This is a genomic window from Actinomycetospora sp. CA-084318 (genome assembly GCF_050955885.1).
In the GTDB taxonomy this organism is placed as follows: domain Bacteria; phylum Actinomycetota; class Actinomycetes; order Mycobacteriales; family Pseudonocardiaceae; genus Actinomycetospora.
Genome location: NZ_CP192098.1, coordinates 2,961,932 through 2,980,917, shown reverse-complemented (window position 1 = coordinate 2,980,917; position 18,986 = coordinate 2,961,932). Strand labels below are relative to the sequence as shown.

The window sequence follows — 18,986 nt, the reverse complement described above, 5'->3', positions numbered from 1 at the left end:
GGGTCAGCGCCGGATGCGGGTCATCTCGGGATCGACGAGCGGCTCGGCGGCGACCGTGGCCCGCACGGGCGCCCCGAAGTACCGGATGTCGACCGCGTCGCCCGACACGAGCCCCGCGGGCAGCCAGGCGTAGGCGATCGGTCGGCCGATCGTGTGCCCGAAGGCCGCCGAGGTCACGTAGCCGGCGGGCTCGCCGTCGACGGACACCGGCTCGTGGCCGAGGACGACGCTGCGGCCGTCGTCGACGGTGAGGCAGGTGAGCCGGCGCCGCACGGTGTCCGGCCCGCGTCCCTCGAGCGCTGCGCGGCCGACGAAGTCGCCCTTGGTCTGCGGCCGGACCGCGAAACCGACCCCGGCCTCGTACGGGTCGTGCTCCGTGGTCATGTCCGTGCCCCAGCTGCGGTAGCCCTTCTCCAGGCGCAGGCTGTTGAAGGCGGCGCGGCCGGCCGCGATCACACCGAGCGGCTGCCCGGCCGCCCAGAGCGCGTCCCAGAGCCGCTGCCCGTACTCGGCGCTCGTGTAGATCTCCCACCCGAGCTCGCCGACGTAGGACAGGCGCATGGCGACGACGGGCACCCCGGCGATCGTCGCGCGGACCGACCGGAAGTACTTCAGGCCCTCGTGCGAGAGGTCGGCCGACGTCAGCGGCTGGACGAGGTCGCGGGCCAGCGGGCCCCAGACGCCGATGCAGCAGGTCCCGCCGGTGACGTCGCGGACCCGGACGCCCGGGTGGTCGGCCGCGACGCGCTGCAGGTACTCGACGTCGAGCGGGCCGTTCGCGCCGACCTGGAACTCCTCGGCCCCGAGCCGGGCGACGGTGAGGTCGCTGCGGACCCCGCCCGCCGCGTCGAGGGCGAGCGTGTAGGTCACCGACCCGACCGACTTGTCCATCTTCCCGGTGGTGACGTGGTCGAGCATCGCCACGGCGCCGGGTCCGCTGACCTCGACGCGGGTCAGCGGCGTCATGTCGTACATCGCGACGGCGGTGCGCGTCCTCCACGCCTCGACCGCGGCGATCGGCGAGTGGAAGCGCGCTGCCCACGGGTCGCGCTGCGGCGGTGCCCACTCGGCCGGCAGCTCGGCGACCAGCGGCGCGTTGGCCTCGTACCAGTGCGGCCGTTCCCAGCCGTGGGCCTGGAGGAACACCGCGCCGAGTTCCTTCTGGCGCGTGTGGAAGGGGCTGACCCTGACGTCACGCGGCGAGAGCCGCGGCTGCAGCGGGTGCACGATGTCGTAGATCTCGACGAAGTTCTGCTGGGCGGTCTCGGAGACGAACTCGTCGGTCGTCTCGAACTCCTCGAAGCGGTGCACCGAGCAGCCGTGCAGCTCGGTCTCGCTGCGCCCGTCGACGAGCAGCTGCGCGACGCTGCGCGCGACGCCCGCGGAGTGCGTCACCCACACCGCCTCGGCGATCCAGAAGCCGGCGACGTCGCGGGACTCCCCGATCAGCGGCCCGCCGTCGGGGGTGAAGGAGAAGATGCCGTTGAAGCCGTGGTCGACCTTCGAGTCGCGCAGCGAGGGCAGCAGCGCCTGGCTGTGCTCCCACTGCGGGGCGAAGTCCTCCTCGGTGAACGGCAGCATCGACGGCTGCCGGGACTCGCTGACGTCGACCCCGACGTCGGGCAGCTCGTCCAGCGACACCGGCATCGGCCGGTGGGCGTAGGAGCCGATGCCCAGGCGGTCGTCGTGCTCGCGGAAGTAGAGGTCCTGGTCCTGGTGGCGCAGGATCGGCAGCCGCGCCTCGACGTCGGCGTCGTTGCGCCCGACGAGCGCGGGGACCTGGCCGGTGTAGACGTACTGGTGGGCGAGCGGGAGCAGCGGCACCCGCATCCCGACGAGCTCGCCGAGCGCCCGGCCCCAGAACCCGCCGCAGGACACCACGACGTCCGCCGGCACCTCGCCGGCGTCGGTCTGCACCCCCGTCACCCGCCCGCCCTGCTGCGAGACGCCCGTGACCCGAGTGGACCCGCGGAAGACCGCGCCCCGCGCCTGCGCGCGCCGGATGAGGGCGGTGACCGTGCGCGAGGCCTTCGCCAACCCGTCGGTGGGGGTGTGCAGGCCGCCGAGGACGAGCTCGGGGTCGATCAGCGGGTGCAGCTCGAGGCAGCGCGCGGTGTCGACGACCTCGGCCTGCACCCCCCAGGAGGTGGCCCACCCCTGCTTACGGTGCAGGTCGGCGAGCCGCTCGGGGGTCGTCGCGAGCTCGAGGCCGCCGACCGGGTTGAAGCACCAGGCCCCGTCGACGTCCAGCGTCGAGAGCTTCTGCTTGGTGTAGGTGGCGAACTCGGTCATGGTCTTCGACGCGTTGGTGGCGAAGACCAGGCCGGGGGCGTGCGAGGTGGACCCGCCGGCCAGGGGCAGCGGTCCCTGGTCGAGGACGGTGACGTCGGTCCAGCCGCGCTCGGTCAGCTCGTCGGCGAGGTTGGCGCCGACGATGCCGGCGCCGATGACGACGACGCGGGGGGTGGTGCTCATGGCGTCCCTCTTCAGGTCGGGCGGATCAGCGGAGCGCGGCGGCGTCGACGAGGCGGTCGGCGACGTAGCCGGAGAAGGAGCTGCGGACGAACAGGTGCAGGTCGTCGTCGGCGTGGGCGACGAGCAGGACGGGCGCCTGGCCGAACAGGGTCTGCGCGCACCGGCCGCGGCCGAACCGGCCCGGGCGCAGGTCGATCGAGCAGCCCGAGGCGAGCAGCTCGCGGGCGTGCGCGCCGTGCAGCCGCAGCGCGACGCGCTGGGCCGAGACGTCCACGGCCATGCCGCCGAACGGGGCGGCCAGGGAGTCGACCCGGTCCTCCCAGCGGTGCGGGTCCGTGCCCGCGCTGGTGAGCAGCCACTCGTCGGGGCCGAGGCGCAGGGCCTCGCCGTCGCCGATCCCGGTCCAGGTGTCCACGGCGGTCGGCAGTGGGCCGCCGAGCGCCGCGGCGAGGGCGTCGAGCGCCCCGCCGTCCGGGTCGACGCGCAGGTCGACGGCGCTGACCAGCGGTTCGAGGGTGATCGCCGGGTCGCCGACGAGGGCCTCGAGCGCGGCCCGCCGGCTCTCCAGCGGGTGGCGTCGGGTGAGGACGCTGGTGTCAGCCATCACGGCGGGCTCCTTCGGGGTCGACCAGGACGGTGTCGCCGATCTCCACGGCCACGAGCTGGTCGCCGACGGGGACGGCCACGACCTCGCCGACGCGGTCGCGTCCGCCGCGGACGAGGGCGAGCGCGAACGGGCGGCCGAGCTCGGCGCTGCGGTAGCTCGAGGTGACGTGGCCGAGCATCGCCACGGGCGGCGGCGGTAGGAGGCCGTCGTCGGGAAGATCGACGATCTGCGAGCCCTCCGGCAGCATCGTCGCCGCGTCGGTGGGCAGCAGGGACACCAGGTGCTTGCGCTGCGGGTCGGCGTTGAGGGGGCGGGCGAAGGACCGCTTCCCGACGAAGTCGGTCTTCTTCTTCGACACCGCCCACGCCATGCCGAGGTCGTGCGGGGTGACGGTGCCGTCGGTGTCCTGCCCGATGATCGGGTAGCCCTTCTCGGCCCGGAGCACGTGCATCGTCTCGGTGCCGTAGGGCGTGATCCCCCACGGCTCGCCGGCGGCCAGGAGCCGGTCCCAGAGGTCGGCGGCGTGCCAGGAGGCGACGCTGACCTCGAAGGCGAGCTCACCCGAGAACGAGATGCGCGCGAGGCGCACCGGCACCCCGTCGAGCTCGGTGTCCTGCCAGGTCATGAAGCCGAAGGCGTCGTTCGAGACGTCGACGTCGGCGAACACCCGCCCGATCACGTCGCGGGACCGGGGGCCGGCGACCGCGAGGATCGACCACTGCTCGGTGACCGAGGTCAGCCGCACGCGCAGCTCGGGCCACTCGGTCTGGACCCACTCCTCCATCCAGTCGAGGACGTGGGCGGCGTTGCCCGTCGTCGTCGTGACGAGGAAGCGGTCCTCGGCGAGCCGGAGCACGGTGCCGTCGTCGAACACCATGCCGTCGTTGCCGCACATCACGCCGTAGCGCACGCGGCCGACCTTCAGGGTGCTCATCAGGTTCGTGTAGAGGTGGTCGAGCAGCACCCCGGCGTCCGGACCGCGGACGTCGATCTTGCCCAGCGTCGAGCCGTCCATCATGCCGACCGCCCCCCGCACCGCCGCGCACTCGCGGAGCACGGCGGCGGCCATGTCCTCGCCGGGCCGCGGGTAGTGCCGGGCGCGCTTCCACTGCCCGACGTCCTCGAACTCGGCGCCGAGGGCGACGTGCCGGTCGTGCACCGGGGTGGTGCGGACCGGGTCGTACAGGTCGCCGCGGTCGCGCCCGGCCAGGGCGGCGAACGGGACCGGCGTGTACGGCGGGCGGAACGTCGTCGTGCCGAGGGCACCCACGGGGCGGCCCAGCAGCTCGGCGGTGATGCCGGAGGCCAGGATGCCGGAGGTCTTGCCCTGGTCGTGCGCGGTGCCGATCGTGGTGTACCGCTTGACGTGCTCGACCGAGGTCATCCCGGCGCCCACGGCGCGGGCGATGTCGGCGACGGTCGCGTCGCGGGCGATGTCGACGAACTGGCGGGCCGGGTCGCCCGGCGTGCGCCAGAGCGTGCCGCGCGGCGTGATCTCCTCCGGCTCGGCGTGCGGGGCGTCCGCGGCCGATCCGGTGGCCGCGGCGCCCTCGCGCAGGACGTCGGCGAGGGCGTAGGTGCCGTGGGCGGCGCCGACGACGGCGGTGCCCGGCAGGTCGCCGGCGGGCCGGAAGCCGACCAGCTCGTCGTCGAACGCGAGGCGCCCGCCGACGTGGCCGAACAGGTGCGCGGTGGGGTTCCACCCACCGCTGACGAGCAGGAGGTCGCAGGGCACCTCGCGCCGGGCCTCCCCGACGAGCGCGGCACGGACCCGGTCGTCGCCGAGCGTGCCGCGGACGTCGGTGCCGGCCTCGACGACGATGCCGGCGTCGGCGCAGCGCCGCGCCCAGCCCGCCGGGGCCTCGGCGCGGGCGTCGACCACCCGGACCGCGGCGCCCGCCCGGTGCAGGTCCAGCGCCGCCGCGTACGCGGAGTCGTCGACGGTGAACACGACGACCTCGCGGCCGGCGAGCACGCCGTGGCGGTGCAGCAGGTCGCGGGCCGCGGACGCGAGCATCACGCCGGGGCGGTCGGCGTCCTCGAACACGATCGGGCGCTCGAAGGCGCCCGCCGCGACGACGACCCGGCCGGCCCGGATGCGGTGCACCCGCTGCCGCGGGTCGCTCCCCTCCCCGCACCGCTCGAGGGCGAGCACGAAGCCGTCGTCGTAGTGCCCGAAGGCCGTGGTGGCCTGCAGGTGGATGACGTGCGGGGCCGCCGCGAGCTCGGCGGCAACGGCGTCGACGAACTCGAGCGCCGGGCGCCCGTCGATCATCTCGGTGCCGGTGAGGGTGCCGCCCGGGGTGGGACGGTCGTCGACGAGCACGACGTCCTGCCCGGCGCGGGCCGCCTCGCGGGCGGCGACGAGACCGGCCGGGCCCGCCCCGACGACGAGCACGTCGCAGTGGAGGTGGCGGTGGTCGTAGCGGGCGGTGTCGGCGACCTCGGCCAGGCGACCCCGCCCGGGCACCCCGCGGGCGACGAGACCGTCGACGACGTCGACTGTCGTGGCGAGCAGCATCGGCTCGGGGAACGGCTCCTCGATCTGGACGAGGCCGCAGGGGTCCTCGGTCCACGAGCCCAGGACGCCGCGGGGACGGCCGAGCCGGACGCTCGTGCCGAGCGTGGTGACGCCGTGGGCGAGCAGCGCGGAGGCGAGCGTGTCGCCGGGGTGGGCGGTGCGGACGACCCCGTCGAAGGTGAAGGACAGGGTCCGGGCGCGGTCGATGCGGCCGTAGCCGGCCACGCGGGTCATGCGGTCCTCCCGTACGGACGCGTCTCGGCGAAGACGTAGGTGCGGGTGTCGCGGACGGCGCGCAGCCAGCGGCGGCACCCGGCGTCGTGGCACCAGCGCTCCGCGAAGGCGCCCTCCGGGTTGTCGCGGAAGAACACGAACCGGGCCCACTGCTCGTCGTCGAGGTCGGACGGGTCGGCCGGGTAGGCGAGGTCGGCCTGGCCGCCGTAGCGGAACTCGGTCTCCTCGCGGGGCCCGCACCAGGGGCAGGTGATGAGTTGCACGGGGGTCTCCGGGGTCGGTGCGGGTGGTGGGCTCAGTGCGCGACGCCGGCGGCGCCGTGCTCGTCGACGAGGGCGCCGGTGACGAACCGGTCGAGGGCGAACGGGGCGACCAGCGGGTGCGGGCGGCCGTGGGCGACGGTGTCGGCGAAGGCCCACCCGATCCCGGGTGTCGCCTTGAACCCGCCGGTGCCCCAGCCCGCGTTGACCAGCACGTTCTCGTAGGGGGTGTGCCCGACGACCGGGCTGGCGTCCGGGGTGACGTCGACGATCCCGGCCCAGCTGCGCAGCAGGTGCGCGCGGGCGAAGACGGGGAAGAGCTCGACCGCGGCGGCCATCTGGCGCTCGATGACGTGGAAGGCACCACGGCGGCCGTAGCCGTTGTAGCCGTCGACGCCGGCGCCCATCACCAGCTCGCCCTTGTGGGCCTGGGAGACGTACACGTGCACCGCGTTCGACATGACGATCGTGGGGTGCACGGGCTCGAGCAGCTCCGAGACCAGCGCCTGCAGCGGGTGGGACTGCAGCGGGGTGCGGACGCCGAGCCGGTCGAGCAGCACCGAGGTGTGCCCGGCCGCGCAGAGGGCGACGGTGCCGCAGGCGATGTCGCCGCGGGAGGTGCGCACCGAGGTGACCCGGTCACCGTCGACGACGAAGTCGGTGACCTCGCAGTTCTGGATGATGTCGATGCCGGCCTCGTCGGCGCGGCGGGCGAAGCCCCAGGCCACGTAGTCGTGCTTCGCGATGCCGGCCCGCGGCTGGTAGGTCGCGCCCTGGACGGGATAGCGGATGCCGTCCGAGACGTTGACGATCGGGCAGATCTTCGCGACCTCGTCGGGGCCGAGCCACTCCGCGTCGATCCCGTTGAGCCGGTTGGCCTCGACGCGGCGCACCGAGTCGCGGACGTCCTGCTCGGTGTGCGCGAGGTTGAGCACGCCGCGCTGGCTGAACAGGATCGGGTAGTCGAGGTCCTCCTCGAGGCCCTCCCAGAGCTTGAGGGAGTGCTCGTAGATCGCGGCCGACTCGTCCCACAGGTAGTTCGAGCGGATCAGCGTCGTGTTGCGGGCCATGTTCCCGCCGGCGAGCCAGCCCCGCTCGAGGACCGCGACGTTCGTGATGCCGTGGTTGCGGGCCAGGTAGTGCGCAGTGGCGAGGCCGTGCCCGCCGCCGCCGACGATGACGACGTCGTAGTGCCGCTTCGGCTCGGGCGTGCGCCAGAGGAAGTCCGGGTGCTCGGGAGTGCTCATGGCTGCAGCTCCGGGTAGAGGGGGTGGCGGTCGGCCAGCGCGGCCACGCGGTAGGCCAGGGCGTCGAGCTCGATCTCGGTGACCTCGGGGCGCAGGGCGCGGGCGATCACCTCGGCGACGTCGCGGAAGTCCTCGGTGGTGAACCCGCGGGTGGCGAGGGCGGCGGTGCCGATCCGGACCCCAGAGCTGACCATCGGCGGGCGGGGGTCGAACGGGACGGCGTTGCGGTTGACCGTGATGCCGACGCGGTGCAGCCGGTCCTCGGCCTGCCTGCCGTCGAGCGTGTGGTCCCGGAGGTCGACGAGCACGAGGTGCACGTCGGTGCCGCCGGAGACGACCCCGACGTCGGGTTCGACCACCAGGCGCTCGGCGAGGACGCGGGCGCCCGCGAGGGTCCGCTCGCACCGCTCCCGGAACTCCGGCGTGCCCGCGAGCTTGAAGGCCACGGCCTTCGCGGCGATCACGTGCTCCAGCGGCCCGCCCTGCTGCCCGGGGAAGACGCTCGAGTTCAGCTGCTTGGCGAGCGTGCGGTCCGCCGCGAGGATCACGCCGCCGCGGGGGCCGCCGAGGGTCTTGTGGGTGGTCGAGGTGACGACGTGGGCGTGCGGCACGGGCGAGGGGTGCAGCCCGGCGGCGACGAGGCCCGCGAAGTGCGCCATGTCGACCATGAGGTAGGCGCCCACCTCGTCGGCGATCCGTCGGAACGCCGCGAAGTCCTGCTGCCGCGGGTACGCCGACCAGCCCGCGATGATCAGCTTCGGCCGGTGCTCCCGGGCGAGGCGCTCGACCTCGTCCATGTCGACCCGGTGGTCGTCGGCGCGCACGTGGTAGGCGGCGACCTCGTAGAGCCGGCCGGAGAAGTTCAGCCGCATGCCGTGGGTGAGGTGGCCGCCGTGGGCGAGGTCGAGGCCGAGGATCGTGTCGCCGGGCGTGAGCAGCGCGGCCATGGCCGCGGCGTTCGCCTGGGCCCCGGAGTGCGGCTGGACGTTGGCGTACTCGGCGCCGAACAGGTCCTTGAGCCGCTCGATCGCGAGGGTCTCGACGACGTCGACGTGCTCGCACCCGCCGTAGTAGCGCCGGCCCGGGTAGCCCTCCGCGTACTTGTTGGTGAGGACCGAGCCCTGCGCCTCCATCACCGCGACCGGCGCGAAGTTCTCGCTGGCGATCATCTCGAGGGTGCGGTGCTGGCGGTCGAGCTCGCGCGTCACCGCGGCGTGCACCTCGGGATCGACCTCGGCCAGGGACCCGTCGAGGACCGGGCGGGTGGCCTCCCGCGCCGTCGTCGTGCTCATCGCCGCTCCAGATCGCCGACTGATATATCAACTGCCGAGGACTGTAGACACGCGTGTCGACGAGGGTCAACACTCGTCTCGCAGTGAGCGCCCGACGACGCGAGGAGGAGTCCCCATGACGACCGGGACGCAGCAGGAGGTCCGCGACGAGGTCGCACGGCTGGACGGCTGGTTGCGCGCCCGCGCGGTGCCCGACCGCCCGCTGGGGTGCACGATCCGCGCGAGCGACCGGGACGCCGTGGAGGCGGTGGCGGACCGGTACGGCTACGCGCTCCTCGTGCGTGCGGTCGAGGAGCCCGACGCGCTGTGGGCGGAGTTCCGGCCGGTGGGCTGACCCGCCCCGAGTGGTGATCGCGGCCGGCACGGGTCACGCTGGCGGGTGCCATGACCGCACCCCGTCACGCGCGCGCCCGCCGTCTCGGCCTGGCCGGTGCCGCCGCCCTGCTCCTGCTCGTGTCCGCCTGCTCGTCCGACGGCGGCGGCTCGTCCCCCGGCAGCCCGCCCTCGCCGGTGGCCGCGACCGCGCCGGTCGCCGCCACCCCGGACGGGCTCGTGCAGACATCCGTCACCGTGCCGTCCGGGATGGGTGACGCGCCCTTCGACACCCCGCGCTCGGTGCTCACCCCGCCCGGGTGGACGGTCTCGGTGTGGGCACGCGTGCCGAAGGCGCGCCTCGAGACGTGGGCGCCGGACGGGTCGATGCTGGTGTCGCTGCCGGGCAGCGGCGAGGTGATCCGGCTCGTCCCCGGCGCGAACGGCGCGGCGCCGCAGCAGTCCACGCTGATCTCGGGCCTCACCCAGCCGCACGGCATGGCCTTCGACGGCAGCACGCTCTACGTGGCCGAGAGCGACCAGATCTCGGCCTTCGAGTATGCGAACGGGACAGCCACCGGGAAGCGCGTCGTCGTGCCCGGGCTGCCCGACGCCAAGAGCCCCGACCTGCGCGGCGCCTACGCGCACGCGCTGAAGACCGTGGTCGTCGGGCCGGACAAGGCGCTCTACGTCTCGGTCGGCTCCACCGCGAACGTGTCGCCCGAGGATCGGGACGCGAACCCGCAGCGGGCGGCGATCCTGCGTGTCCCGGCCGGGTCGAGCACGCCCGAGGTCTTCGCCCGCGGCGTGCGCAACGGCACCGGGCTGGCCTTCGCGCCCGACGGACGGCTCTGGACCGCGGTGAACAACCGCGACAACATCGCCTACCCCTGGCCCGGGCCGCAGTACGGCCAGGTGCTGCCGGAGTACGTCAACGACCACCCGCCGGAGGAGCTGGCCGCGCTGACGCCCGGCCGTGACCTCGGCTGGCCGTACTGCAACCCCGAGCCCGACGTGCGTCCCGGGCAGGCCGACTCGCCGATGCGCTCCGCCGACCTCCCGTTCACCCGCGACGTCGAGACCAACGCCGACGGGTCGAAGCTCGACTGCGCGTCGCTGCCGCCGCTCGAGCAGACCTTCGGGGCGCACTCGGCGCCGCTCGGTCTCGCGTTCGCCGACCTCCCGGGGCTCGGCGAGGGCGCGGTCGCCGGAGTGCACGGGTCGTGGAACCGGACGGCGCCGCGGGCGCCCGAGGTGTCCTTCTTCCCGTGGAACGGCGGCCGGATGGGCGACCAGCGCACGCTCGTCGGCGGCTTCCAGGCCCCCGACGGGTCGCGGTGGGGCCGACCGGTCGCGGCGGTCCCGGGGCCGGACGGCGCGCTCTACGTCTCCGACGACGGGGCCGGGGCGATCTACCGGGTCGCGCGCAGCAACTGATCGACGCTGCGTGTGATCAGCCCGGCCGCGTCCGCCTGCGAGCGGGCGAGGTCGGGCTCCAGGTCCGCGAGCGCCGCACTCCCGACGATGCCCGCGCCGGCCAGCTCGGTCGGGTCGAGGTCGACCCGCCCGGCCACGGCCAGCACCGGGACCCCCGCCGCGCGGGCCCGGGCGGCCACCCCGGCGGGGCCCTTCCCGCGCAGCGTCTGGGCGTCCAGCCGGCCTTCGCCCGTGACGACGAGGTCGGCGCGCGCCAGGCGCTCGTCGAACCCGAGCAGGTCGGCGACGAGGTCGAAGCCGGGGCGCAGCCGGGCGCCGAGCAGGGCCATCAGCCCGAAGCCCGCTCCCCCGGCGGCGCCGGCCCCGGGCACCTCGGCGACCTCCCGCCCGACCACGTCGGCCCAGTGCGCGAGGGCGGCGTCGAGCACCTCGACGTCCTCGGGCCCGGCGCCCTTCTGCGGGCCGTAGACGGCGGCGGCGCCGTGCGGGCCGAGGAGCGGGTTGTCGACGTCGCAGGCCACCTCGATCGTCGCGGCGAGCGCGGGCGGCGGGTCGACCCGCACCACGGCCGGTAGTCCCCCGCCGCCGATCCCGCCCGGGAGCTCCCGCCCGTCGGCGTCCCGCAGCACCACGCCGAGCGCCTGCGCGAGCCCGGCGCCGCCGTCGGTCGACGCGCTGCCGCCGAGACCGAGGACGATCCGGGTCGCCCCGGCGTCGAGCGCGGCGCGCACGACCTCGCCGAGGCCGAACGTCGAGGACGCGTACGGCTCGAGCACGCCACCGGGCAGCCGCACCAGCCCGCACACGTCGGCCAGCTCGACGACGGCCGTGTCCCCGGACCGCGCGAACGAGGTCTCGACCGTTTCGCCCGTCGGCCCGGCCGCCGTCAGCGGACGCCGCTCGAACCCGGCCGCGACCGCCGCGTCGACCGTGCCGTCCCCGCCGTCGGCGATCGGGCAGAGCTCGACGGTGTGGCCGTGGGCGGTCAGGGCGCGGGCGATCGCCTCGGCGACCCCGACGGCGTTCAGCGAGCCCTTGAACTTGTCCGGCGCGACGAGGACGTGCACGCGCCAGAGCATCCCGTGGACGCGGGCGGGACGCGAGGGCGCCGGCGTCCGAGGCCTTGACTTCGACCGCGCTCGAACTCCTAGCGTCCGGCGCCGTGCGCACCGTCTCCGCCGCGACGCCCCGGTGACCGACGCCCGGGTCGACCCCGTCCCGCGCTGGGCGTTCGGCGCCCTGTCGCTGTCGCTGCTCGTCCTGGGCGCCGCCGCCGGCGTCCCGGCCCCGCTCTACGTCGTCTACCAGCACGAGTACGGGATCCTGCCGTCCGGGCTGACCGGGGCCTTCGCCATCTACATCCTCCCGTTGGCCGGCGCGCTGCTGGTCTGCGGCCGACTCTCCGACCACCTGGGCCGACGCCCGGTCGCCGTGGTGGCCCTGCTCCTCGACTCGGTCGCGTGCGGGGTCTTCACCCAGGTGGACTCGACCGGGGTGCTCCTGCTCGCCCGGAGCATCCAGGGGCTCGCCACCGGGCTCGGGCTGACCGCGATCGCCGCGTTCGTCATCGACCTGGGTCCTGCGCGATGCCCCGGGCTCGCAGGAGCCGTGACCGGCGCCGCCGCTCCGGGCGGACTCGCGGCCGGCGCCCTGGTCTCGGGCGCCCTCGTCGCCCACGGCCCGGCACCCCTCGTCCTGGTGTACGTGGTGTTCGCCGCTCTGCTCGGTCTCGCCGCCGTCGCGGTCGTCCTCGCTCCGGAGAGGGCGAGCCGCACCCCCGGCGCCCTGCGGTCGCTCCGGCCGTCGGTCCGGGTGCCGGACGGGGCGTACCCGCTGTTCGCGACCGCCTGCCTCTGCTTCATCGCGAGCTGGGCGCTCGCGGGGTATTACCAGGCCCTGGGCCCGTCCGTGGCCGCCGGCGTCCTGGGCGCGACGAGCCCGCTGGCCGGCGGACTCGTCCTCGCCGCCCTCACCGGCACGTCCGGCGTCACCGGGCTGGCCGTGTCCGGGGTCGGTCACGACCGGGCCATGCTCGGTGGCCTCGCCGCCCTCCTGCTCGGGGTCCTCGGCGTCGTCGGCTCGCTGGCCGCCGGACTCACCGCGGGCTTCTTCGCGGCCACCGTCGTGGCCGGGGCCGGGTTCGGCGCCTCGTTCACCGGGGCCATGCGGTGGGTGCTGGCCGGTCGGTCGGCGGCCGAGCGGACCGGGCTCCTCGCCGCCGTCTACCTCGTCAGCTACCTCGGCTCCGCCGTGCCCAGCTACCTCGTCGGGCTGACCGTGCCCGCGTGGGGCCTGCTCGGCTCGACCGCGGCGTACGGCGGCCTCGTCGCCCTCCTCGCCCTGACCAGCGCCGCGGCCGCCGTCCTGCTGCGCCGCCGCACCCGGCGTCAGGCGTGGGCGAGCCCCGGCTCCGGCTCGGCCGGCCGCGGGCCCGTCGCGAACGACTCCCGCTCTCCCGGCGCCGGGGCGGGCCCGACGATGCGGCGCCAGTAGGCCGTGAGCCGGGCGGCGTCGTCGTGGCCGGCGCGGAACGCGATGTGGCCGTCGGGCCGGACGAGCACCAGGGCCGGCCGCCGACGCAGACCGTAGGCACGGTGCGCGACCAGGTCGACGTCCCGCAGGACGACGCCGGCGTCCGCGCCGGGGCTGCCCGGGTCGGCCAGGACGAGGTGCACGCGGATCCCCCGGCGTGCCGCGGCCTCCGCGGCCCGTCGCAACGCGGCCACGGTGGCCCGGTCACCGCCGTCGAAGGCGAGCAACGACCACGACCACGTCGGCGCGTCCCCGGCGTCGTAGAGATGGCGGAAGAGGGTGGCCGCCCCGTCGGGTCCGACGACGTGGGCGTCCGGGGCACGGTCACCGGCTCGGGGCGCGTTCCGCGGCCGCCGCCCGAGGTGGTCCTCGTTCAGCGGGCTGTCGGGGTAGGCCACGGAGAGCTGCTGGAGTTCCTCGGCCCCGAGCAGACGCGTGCCGATGTCGGGGACCGTGGCGGCGACCAGTCGCAGGGCCTCGTCCTGCCAGCGGCTGCGGTACATCAGCCGGTCGAAGCCGCGGACCTGCTGGCGGCCCAGGCGCCGGTGCTCGGCCTGACGTTCGACGGCGTAGCTGTCCAGCACGACCTCGCCCCCGCCGCCGTCGAGCGTCATCGCGATCCGCCAGGCCAGGCCGAGGGCGTCCTGGATCCCGGCGTTCATGCCCTGACCCCCGATGGGCAGGTTCACGTGCCCCGCGTCGCCCGCGAGCAGGACCCGGCCGACGGCGTGCGCGGCGGCGACCCCGTGCTCGAAGCGCGTGTGACTGGTCCACCCCGGGTCGGACAGCGTCAGGGTCGGATCCCCCGTCACCTCGCGGGCCCGCTCCTGCATCTCGGCCAGGGTCGGCTCGCGGTCGGGCATCACCGCGTCGTCCTCGACGAAGAACAGGCGGTGCCGGTCGCCCTCGATGGGCATCACGCCCGCGAGACCGCGGCGGTACACGAAGAACCACAGCGTGTCCCGGGCCGGGGAGCGACGCCAGCTCAGCACCGCGTCGATCTGCCGGGTGGCCCGCCCGGGGAACTGCTGCCGGGGCAGGTCGAGACCGACCGCGGCGCGGACGGCGCTGTCGGCGCCGTCGGCCCCGACGACGTAGCGGTACCGCCGCCGCGCGACCGTGCCGTCGTCGCCTCGGAGCACCACGTCGACGCCGTCGTCGTCCTGCTCGAGGGACTCGAGACGCGTGCCGCCCTGCACCGGGCGCCCCTGGTCGGCCAGGACCTCGCGGACCCGCCGTTCGATCCCCGCCTGGCTGCCGTAGAGGACCGCCGGGTACGGGCTCGCGGCGTCGGTGAACCGGACCGTGTCCACCGGACGGCCCTCGATCACGAACTCGGCGCGCACGACCTCGTGGGCGCCTCGGGCGAGCAGGTCCCGCAGCCCGACGGCGGCGAGCAACTCCTGCGGGCGGGCCCACAGGTTGTTGGCCCGCGACGAGTCCCGCGGGGCGGTGCGCCGGTCGACGACGTCGGCGCGGACGCCGTGGTGCGCGAGGGCCGCGGCGAGCACCAACCCGACGGGGCCCGCGCCGACCACCAGGACGTCGGCGGGCGTCGTCGTGAGGACCGGGTGCGTGACTGACATCTGGTTCACCTCGCTGTCTCCTCGCCGACCCGTCCGCGCGAGTCGGCGCTGCTCCAGCCGTACCCCGGGACATCCTCGATCCAGCCCCGGGAATCGCTGCGATCCTCTTCACCGCATCCCGACGGGACAGGCGTCGTCCGACCTGCTCTGCGATTCGTCGTCGAATGTGCCGCCACGGTTGACCGGCGGCCCGACGCCTGCTCGGGACGCGTCCGACACGGCGGCGACGCATTCCGGCGAGAACCGTTCGATGGCGAATTCCACGCCGATCCCGCGACCGATGGGAATGGTCGGCGTGCCCGAACCCTCCGTCGCGTCGTCGCCCTCGAGCAGCCCGAGTCGCTCGTCGAGGAGATCCGGGGCTTCCGCCTCGTCCGGTGATCGTCGGCCCGGTACGTTCTCGCGGGTCGGTTCGACGGAAGGCGGTGCAGCGGTGCGGAGACCTTCGGTCCGCGACGCGCGGAACGTGTGGCTCGCCGGGTTCTCGCTGGCCGCGGTGCTCCAAGGGGTGTTCCGGCGACCGTTCGGCCGGGGCAGCGCGTGGGACTACAACGCCGGGTGGCAGCGCGAGATCGCGGTCTGGAACGTCGGGACCCTCGTGACGGCGGCCGGGCTGGCGACCCTGGGGCCGGAGGCGGACCGCGCCCAGGTCCGGGGCTACGCGGTGCTGTCCACCCTGTTCGGGATCAACCACCTGGTCGCGGCCTGGCGCGCACCGCGCAGCGGGAGCAACTGGTTCGGCGCCGGGCTCAACGCGGTCGGGATCGCGGTCGGGATCGCCGCCCTCACCGGTCCCCGGGCCGGCGGCGGGGACTGAGGTCGCTCGTCGTGAGAGCTCCGGCGGTGGAGGAGGTCGAGCGCGACGTCTTCCTCGTCACGGGCACCGACGTCAACTGGGTGCTGCTGCGCGAGGGCGACGACCTGACCCTGGTCGACGGCGGCTACCCCGGGGACCTGCCGGCGGTCGAGTCCTCCGTCCGGACCCTCGGGCGCCGCCCCGAGGACGTGGTGGCGATCCTCGTGACCCACGCCCACGTCGACCACCTCGGCGCGGTGAACACCTTCCGTGCCCGCTACGGCACCCCGGTCCTCCTGCATCCGATCGAGGTCGCCCACGCGCGCCGCGAGCGCCTCGAGCAGCTGACGCCCGCCCGCGTGGTCGCGAACCTGTGGCGTCCGCGGGTCCTGCCGTGGGCGCTGCGCGTCGCCCGTGCGGGAGCGGGCCGGGACGTCGCCGCGCCGCACGCGGAGCCCTTCCCCACCTCAGGGGCGCTCGATCTCCCGGGGGCGCCGGTCCCGGTGCTGACCGGCGGCCACACGTCCGGCCACACCGCCTTCCACCTCCCGACGGCGGGCGTCGTGCTCACCGGCGACGGCCTCGTCACCGGACACGCCCTCTCCCCGACGAGCGGGCCGCAGCTGATCGCGCCGTGGTTCGACCACGGCACCGACGCGCAGATGGACGAGGCGTTGACGGTCCTGCAGGGCCTGGACGCCGACCTGGTGCTGCCCGGGCACGGGCCGGCGCACCGCGGGTCGCTCCGGGCGGCCGTGGACGAGGCACGCGACCGGGCGAACTGACCGCCGCATGACAACCATCCGGTCTATTTCACGGACGGGTCACGCGGATCGAGCGACGGGCGTCGGCACCGGCCGCCGTCGGGGCACGAACTGCGGCCGAGGCCGAGGACGATCCGCCCCGCCCCGGCGTCGAGGGCGGTGCGCACCACCTCGCCCAGACCGAAGGTCGAGGACGCGTACGGCGCGAGCACCCCGCCGGGCAGCCTGACGAGCCCGCCACACGTCGACCAGCCCGACGACCGCCGTGTCCCCGTACCGCGGGAACGAGGTCGCGACCGGCTTTCCCCGTCGGCCCGGCCGCCGTCACCGGGCACCGCTCGACCCCGGCCGCGACCGCCACGTCGAGGGAGAGGACGACGCTGAGACAACGCCGAGACAACGCTGAGACGCCGCGCCACCTGGAAGTGTGCGGAGCTCTGGGCGCCGTGCAGCAGAGCGGCGGCCTGCAGCCCGAAGATCGCGGCATCACCCCGTGCGGCGGGGCCGAACACACGGGGTTCGCGGGCGTAGAGGTTCAGCACGGAGTGCCGCGGACCGCGGATCGAAAGTCCGATCGACAGCAACGACCGATACCCGGCGGCGACCGCCGCGGGCGCGAACCGCGGCCAGCGAACGGCGTCATCACCGGCGAGGTCGTGCGCCACGACGACACCGGAATCGGGCGGATCGTCGGCTGCGGTGACGCACGGCCCCTCGGCCAACAGCGACTGCAGATGATCGAGCTCGGCGATCGTGATGTCGGTCGGATGGCTGGAGCTGACGACGCCCCGTTCGGTGCGGGAGATGCCGCCCCCGTCGGCGCCGGGGACCGTGGCCACCGCCGCGGCGAGCAGGCCGGACAACGTCGCGTCGACGTCGCGGATCCCGCGCCCGGCGGTGATATCGACGGCGGCACGGCGCAACGCGGCCACCAATCGGTCGGCCTCGGAGCCGCGATTGCGCTGGCGATGGTCGGGGGCGGTCGAAGGACCAGTCGTGTCATCGGCGCAGGACGCCATGAGACCCACCAGAGGTCGGGGGCGGAAACCGACCCCGAGGGCCGGGCTGGTCCGGCCGTTGTCCTCGACCGATCCGTCGACCGTACAGATCCATCAGCCCGCGAGCAGCGTCGATGCCGCCGCCGCCGTGGCGCGGTGGCCGGTGGTCATTCCCGGCGGAGCGACGATCGCCGGGGCGGGAGCGGTTCATCAGGTTCGGCAGTGTCTCAAGACCTGATCGCGGACTCCGGCCGAGCACGGCTCCGGCTCCGCCAGCCGCCGGTCTTCCTCGATGATCGCCGGCAGGAGGTGCCCGACGTCGACCTCCCCGTCGTGGTCGTGGTCGTCGCGGCGGCTCTAGGCAGCCGCCGTGGCAAGGATCTGTCGGAACGGGGTGGGTACCGGCTCCCGGCGTTCACCGCATGTCCTCGAGGTCCATCCCGTTGAGCAGTCGCCGCTCCTCCCGCCACCGCACGCCCCACCAACCGGCGCCGCCGAGCAGGAACCCGACCAGCGCGAGGACCCCGACCACCACGCCCGCCCACACCGGCTCCCACGGCAGCGTCACCAACGTGGCCACCAACACCACCAGCGACACCACCACCAAGACCCGGTAGACCGGCTTGTCTCTGCTGCGCAATCCGACGGCCACCCCCGCCACCGTACGGATCTTCATCAGTGGCCGGTGGAGCGACTCGACCGGCGCAAGCGCGCGTCACGGTCGAGTCCTCGGAGTCTCCTCGAGCCGACCCGGCACGGTCACCGACTCCGGACCGCTCAGCTCGTCGAGCAGCCCCACGGGCCTTCGGCGTCGCCTCCACACCCGTGCCGTCCGGCCCCGGCCCTCGTGCGTGCGGGGTGGAACCCCCGTCCGGGCGCACTAGTTCGCCCGGACGTCGAGCGTCGGCGGTAGACCGAAGAAGCGACGCAACGCGAGGACGACGCAGCCGCTGAGCGACGGGTCGTGCCCCGGCATCCGACGCACCCGAGCGTCGATGTCGATCTCCCGGCCGAGGTCCTCCTCGAAGCCCGCCGGGCGTTCCACGGGGGTCGGCGGGCAGTCGAAGAGAGCGAGTCTGGTGCACGTCCTACACATGGGGAACCTCCACGGGGCCGAGAAGCGATGAGTGCGTGCTCGCCCCCTGGTGTGGAGCCACAGTTGTCCTTCGTTGCGGCGCCGGCGTCCGGATCGACAGCGCCGCCCGGCATCAGTCGGACCGCTGGTCAAGGAGCGGAGCCGAGGGCCTCGTCGAGTTGGCGCAGAAGGGCGATCGCCATCGGGCCGGAGAGGACCGCGATGAGGTCCCACAGGCCCAGACCGTGCACGCGTCGGCGCTCGGGGAACGCTGCGAGGTGAGCCGCTCGGGCGGTGAGCGCGAGGGCGTGGGTGGTGACCTGGTCGGCCGCCGCGCGACAGAGCCCCTCGAAGATGGGCCCGTCGACGTCGCGCAGCACCGCGCGGGCGGCAGCGCACAGCAGGTCCTCGCCGGTCGCAGCGCTCACCGAGAGCACCGAGGGCGGGCGCCGCGAAGGTGCGGGCTAGGCATCGCGGCGCACCGAGGACAACATCGGACGTCGGGAACGCCGCGCAGCACGAGCCAGGTCGGCGAGGTGGCTGGCGTGCTGGGCCCGGACCCATTCCGACAGCAGAGGTCCGTCGGGCGATCGGTCGTCGAAGAGGTCGGACAGTGAGACATCTGGAGGCACGATCGCTCCTGCCGCGGCGCACGACCGCGAGGTAGGAGGGGGCAGGACGCCGACGGGAAGCCGGCGTGCCGCAGGGGGCCACAGCGAGCCCGGACCGCGACACGAGGTCGGTGCGCGGGTCGGGGGTCGCTGCGCGAGGCGGCCGGGGTGGGCCCCGCATCGGCTCGGGCGTGCAACCGACTACCGGCTCATCTCGAGAACCGGACGCTGGGGAGCGT

General features: G+C 74.8%; 17 protein-coding genes. 5 read left to right on the top strand and 12 right to left on the bottom strand.

The genetic code is table 11. From position 1 onward, the window contains the following. Positions 1-3: 3 nt before the first annotated feature. The 6 genes from ACQPYX_RS14460 to glyA are packed head-to-tail and all read right to left on the bottom strand — an operon-like array spanning position 4 to position 8,636. A complete protein-coding gene (locus ACQPYX_RS14460) occupies positions 4-2,475 on the bottom strand; it encodes a GcvT family protein (RefSeq protein ID WP_433803584.1) in 2,472 nt (823 codons plus the stop codon). A 25-nt stretch (positions 2,476-2,500) separates the two neighbouring features. Next, positions 2,501-3,079, bottom strand: a complete 579-nt coding sequence (locus tag ACQPYX_RS14455; protein WP_230753245.1) for a sarcosine oxidase subunit gamma — start codon at positions 3,077-3,079, stop codon at positions 2,501-2,503. Continuing rightward, positions 3,072-5,837, bottom strand: a complete 2,766-nt coding sequence (locus ACQPYX_RS14450; RefSeq protein ID WP_433803583.1) for an FAD-dependent oxidoreductase — start codon at positions 5,835-5,837, stop codon at positions 3,072-3,074. The genes ACQPYX_RS14455 and ACQPYX_RS14450 overlap by 8 nt, the downstream gene beginning before the upstream one ends. Continuing rightward, positions 5,834-6,100 (bottom strand): sarcosine oxidase subunit delta, encoded by a 267-nt coding sequence (locus ACQPYX_RS14445; protein ID WP_433803582.1) that lies wholly within the window; start codon positions 6,098-6,100, stop codon positions 5,834-5,836. The genes ACQPYX_RS14450 and ACQPYX_RS14445 overlap by 4 nt, the downstream gene beginning before the upstream one ends. 32 nt (positions 6,101-6,132) lie before the next feature. Next, the gene (locus ACQPYX_RS14440; RefSeq protein WP_230753240.1) at positions 6,133-7,344 is read right to left on the bottom strand and encodes a sarcosine oxidase subunit beta family protein; all 1,212 of its coding nucleotides are present in this window, start codon (positions 7,342-7,344) and stop codon (positions 6,133-6,135) included. Then, a complete protein-coding gene (gene glyA, locus ACQPYX_RS14435) occupies positions 7,341-8,636 on the bottom strand; it encodes a serine hydroxymethyltransferase (RefSeq protein WP_230753238.1) in 1,296 nt (431 codons plus the stop codon). The genes ACQPYX_RS14440 and glyA overlap by 4 nt, the downstream gene beginning before the upstream one ends. Before the next feature lie 115 nt (positions 8,637-8,751). Between glyA and ACQPYX_RS14430 the strand changes: the two genes are divergently transcribed. After that, complete coding sequence (locus ACQPYX_RS14430) at positions 8,752-8,970, top strand: hypothetical protein (RefSeq protein WP_433803581.1); 219 nt, start codon at positions 8,752-8,754, stop codon at positions 8,968-8,970. A gap of 50 nt (positions 8,971-9,020) precedes the next feature. Continuing rightward, a complete protein-coding gene (locus tag ACQPYX_RS14425; RefSeq protein WP_230753234.1) occupies positions 9,021-10,385 on the top strand; it encodes a PQQ-dependent sugar dehydrogenase in 1,365 nt (454 codons plus the stop codon). On the opposite strand, the gene ACQPYX_RS14420 is transcribed toward ACQPYX_RS14425, so the two are convergent. After that, complete coding sequence (locus ACQPYX_RS14420; RefSeq protein WP_433803580.1) at positions 10,361-11,452, bottom strand: glycerate kinase; 1,092 nt, start codon at positions 11,450-11,452, stop codon at positions 10,361-10,363. The genes ACQPYX_RS14425 and ACQPYX_RS14420 overlap by 25 nt on opposite strands. Positions 11,453-11,576: 124 nt before the next feature. Here ACQPYX_RS14420 and ACQPYX_RS14415 point away from each other — a divergent pair, with 124 nt between their 5' ends. Next, positions 11,577-12,878, top strand: coding sequence for an MFS transporter (locus ACQPYX_RS14415; RefSeq protein WP_433803579.1), 1,302 nt, complete (start codon positions 11,577-11,579; stop codon positions 12,876-12,878). Here ACQPYX_RS14415 and ACQPYX_RS14410 read toward each other — a convergent pair. Further along, entirely contained in the window at positions 12,773-14,503 is a 1,731-nt protein-coding gene (locus ACQPYX_RS14410) for an FAD-dependent monooxygenase (protein WP_433803578.1), read from the bottom strand. The genes ACQPYX_RS14415 and ACQPYX_RS14410 overlap by 106 nt on opposite strands. A 433-nt stretch (positions 14,504-14,936) precedes the next feature. On the opposite strand from ACQPYX_RS14410, the gene ACQPYX_RS14405 reads away from it, so the two are divergent. Together ACQPYX_RS14405 and ACQPYX_RS14400 are read left to right on the top strand one after the other, a co-directional pair. Beyond that, positions 14,937-15,320 carry a hypothetical protein gene (locus tag ACQPYX_RS14405; RefSeq protein ID WP_433803577.1) on the top strand — a complete coding sequence of 128 codons (384 nt, stop codon included), beginning with the start codon at positions 14,937-14,939 and terminating at the stop codon, positions 15,318-15,320. Positions 15,321-15,331: 11 nt separating this feature from the next. Further along, positions 15,332-16,084 (top strand): MBL fold metallo-hydrolase, encoded by a 753-nt coding sequence (locus tag ACQPYX_RS14400; protein WP_433803576.1) that lies wholly within the window; start codon positions 15,332-15,334, stop codon positions 16,082-16,084. 23 nt (positions 16,085-16,107) lie between these two features. Here the strand turns inward: ACQPYX_RS14400 and ACQPYX_RS14395 are convergent, their stop codons facing one another. The 4 genes from ACQPYX_RS14395 to ACQPYX_RS14380 all read right to left on the bottom strand — a co-directional run bounded on the left by ACQPYX_RS14395 (position 16,108) and on the right by ACQPYX_RS14380 (position 18,564). Continuing rightward, the gene (locus ACQPYX_RS14395) at positions 16,108-17,082 is read right to left on the bottom strand and encodes a glycerate kinase (RefSeq protein WP_433803575.1); all 975 of its coding nucleotides are present in this window, start codon (positions 17,080-17,082) and stop codon (positions 16,108-16,110) included. Positions 17,083-17,476: 394 nt separating this feature from the next. Next, a complete protein-coding gene (locus ACQPYX_RS14390; RefSeq protein WP_230753225.1) occupies positions 17,477-17,713 on the bottom strand; it encodes a hypothetical protein in 237 nt (78 codons plus the stop codon). A gap of 228 nt (positions 17,714-17,941) precedes the next feature. After that, entirely contained in the window at positions 17,942-18,106 is a 165-nt protein-coding gene (locus ACQPYX_RS14385) for a hypothetical protein (protein ID WP_433803574.1), read from the bottom strand. A gap of 179 nt (positions 18,107-18,285) precedes the next feature. Then, entirely contained in the window at positions 18,286-18,564 is a 279-nt protein-coding gene (locus ACQPYX_RS14380; protein WP_433803573.1) for a hypothetical protein, read from the bottom strand. Between the last annotated feature and the right edge of the window lie 422 nt (positions 18,565-18,986).

What these genes read in the sequence shown, in the direction of transcription:
- ACQPYX_RS14460 (WP_433803584.1), bottom strand. Translation starts at nt 2,475, where the DNA reads ATGAGCACCACCCCCCGCGTCGTCGTCATCGGCGCCGGCATCGTCGGC.
- ACQPYX_RS14455 (WP_230753245.1), bottom strand. Translation starts at nt 3,079, where the DNA reads ATGGCTGACACCAGCGTCCTCACCCGACGCCACCCGCTGGAGAGCCGG.
- ACQPYX_RS14450 (WP_433803583.1), bottom strand. Translation starts at nt 5,837, where the DNA reads ATGACCCGCGTGGCCGGCTACGGCCGCATCGACCGCGCCCGGACCCTG.
- ACQPYX_RS14440 (WP_230753240.1), bottom strand. Translation starts at nt 7,344, where the DNA reads ATGAGCACTCCCGAGCACCCGGACTTCCTCTGGCGCACGCCCGAGCCG.
- glyA (WP_230753238.1), bottom strand. Translation starts at nt 8,636, where the DNA reads ATGAGCACGACGACGGCGCGGGAGGCCACCCGCCCGGTCCTCGACGGG.
- ACQPYX_RS14430 (WP_433803581.1), top strand. Translation starts at nt 8,752, where the DNA reads ATGACGACCGGGACGCAGCAGGAGGTCCGCGACGAGGTCGCACGGCTG.
- ACQPYX_RS14425 (WP_230753234.1), top strand. Translation starts at nt 9,021, where the DNA reads ATGACCGCACCCCGTCACGCGCGCGCCCGCCGTCTCGGCCTGGCCGGT.
- ACQPYX_RS14410 (WP_433803578.1), bottom strand. Translation starts at nt 14,503, where the DNA reads ATGTCAGTCACGCACCCGGTCCTCACGACGACGCCCGCCGACGTCCTG.
- ACQPYX_RS14395 (WP_433803575.1), bottom strand. Translation starts at nt 17,082, where the DNA reads ATGGCGTCCTGCGCCGATGACACGACTGGTCCTTCGACCGCCCCCGAC.